The organism is Deinococcus pimensis DSM 21231 (assembly GCF_000519345.1).
Taxonomy (GTDB): domain Bacteria; phylum Deinococcota; class Deinococci; order Deinococcales; family Deinococcaceae; genus Deinococcus_A; species Deinococcus_A pimensis.
This window is the reverse complement of record NZ_KI912654.1, coordinates 79,421-81,169: the sequence shown is the minus strand read 5'-3', so window position 1 is coordinate 81,169 and position 1,749 is coordinate 79,421. Positions and strand designations below refer to the sequence as shown.

Sequence of the window (1,749 nt, the reverse complement as noted above, 5' to 3'; positions counted from 1 at the left end):
GAGGCGCGGCTCACGGAGCGCACGTACGACGCGTCGCTCGTGAGCCGCCTCACCCGGACGGGGGCCGGGTCTCTCGCGGGCGCACGCACGCTGACCGTGCTGCTGCGTGAGGTGGCGTTGTGGGACGCGGACCTGCGGGAGCGCGGCTGGGGACCGACCTTCGCGGGCAACGTGGGCCTGAGGTGGGCGCTGCTGGCGGACGCCGCCGTAGAGAACGCCGCGCGCTACGAGGCGTCGTGCGGCGGGCCGGACTGGCGGGCGGAACTTCTGGTCTGGCGGGCCGTGGCGGTCGATCAGCCCGAGTGGGCGGGGGCGCTCGGGGTGGAGGGGCTGGCGCGGATCGACCGGGCGCTCGCGGCGTGCGGTTGACCCGGGTTCGGTGAATGTCACGTGTGGGTTCCTCCGGGACTTCGGCTTGACCGACAACCACCCGGCGTATTACGCTGCTGACGTAATCACCGATGTGATTCGAAAGGAGCCTCATGCTGTACCGCCACGGAGACGTCCTCCTCCACCTCGTCGAGCACCTTCCCGCCCGGGTCTTCCCGAGGACCGGCGCCACCCTCGCCCGAGGCGAGGCGACCGGCCACAGCCACCGCTTCGACACCCCTCAGGACGTCCACCTGTGGCAGCACGGCCCCGACCTCTACGTCGAGGTCCTCCACGACCACGCCCGCCTCGTCCACGAGGAGCACCACGCCATCACCCTGCCGCGCGGCGTCTACCGCGTCTGGATGCAGCGGGAGTACAGTCCCGAGGCCATCCGACGGGTGGTGGACTGACGTGACCGCCGGGACCGCCACGACCACGCTCACGCCCGCCGAGGCCCGCGCGCTCATCCTCGCCGGAGACGTCCGGGAACCGCTCGTCGTGGACGGCGCTCTCGACCTGTCGGGCCGCGCCGACCTCCACGAGCTCCCCGCGCACCTCACCTGCGCCCGGCTCGACGTCAGCGGCTCCGCCCTCACGGAGCTGCCCGAGCACCTCACCTGCGACGAGCTCGTCGCCCGTGACCTGCCCCTGCGGAGCGTCCCCGCGACGCTGCGGGTGAAGTACAGGCTCGTCCTCGACGACTGCACCCTCCTCGACACGCTCCCCGAGGACCTGCGGGTGGGCTCGCTCGGCCTCCGCCGCTGCCGCTCCCTGCGCGCCCTGCCCGAGGGCCTCGACGTGCACTTCCTCGACGCGATCGGCGCGGACGCCCTCACCGCCTGGCCCGCCCGGGGCGCGGTCCGCTACGGGCACCTCACGCTGCGCGACTGCGTGAACCTCACCTCGCTCCCCGACTGGCTCGACACGGTGGCGCAGCTCGACCTGAGCGGCTGCGTGAACCTCACCGCCCTGCCCGCGGGCCTGCGCGTCACCGCGTGGATCGACGTGGGCGGCAGCGGCCTCACCGCCCTGCCCCGGGGCACGACCGTCCCGCTGCGCTGGCGAGGCGTCGTCGTGGAGCCGCGCGTCGCGTTCCACCCGGAGTCCATCACGGGAAGGGACGTGCTCGCCACGCCCAACGTCGAGGTGCGCCGCGTGATGATGGAACGCATGGGCCCGAGCCGCTTCGTCGAGGAGGTCGGGGCGCGCGTCCTCGACCGCGACACGGACGCGGGCGGGGAGCGCCGGCTCGTCCGCGTCCCGCTCGAAGGGGACGAGGACTTCGTCGCGGTGTGCGTCCGCTGCCCCTCCACCGGGCGGTCGTACGTGCTGCGCGTCCCACCCGCCGTGCGGACCTGCCACGAGGCCGCCGCCTGG

Annotated in this window: 3 protein-coding genes; all 3 read left to right on the top strand. The window is 73.8% G+C overall.

What is annotated here, in order from left to right:
- The coding region (locus tag DEIPI_RS0115220) for a hypothetical protein (RefSeq protein WP_027482336.1) at positions 1-369 on the top strand (369 nt) is incomplete at its 5' end.
- A 113-nt stretch (positions 370-482) separates the two neighbouring features.
- Positions 483-782 carry a hypothetical protein gene (locus DEIPI_RS0115215; protein ID WP_027482335.1) on the top strand — a complete coding sequence of 100 codons (300 nt, stop codon included), beginning with the start codon at positions 483-485 and terminating at the stop codon, positions 780-782.
- Position 783: 1 nt separating this feature from the next.
- Positions 784-1,749: DUF6745 domain-containing protein (locus DEIPI_RS35625; protein ID WP_052351756.1), on the top strand; the 966-nt coding region annotated here is incomplete at its 3' end.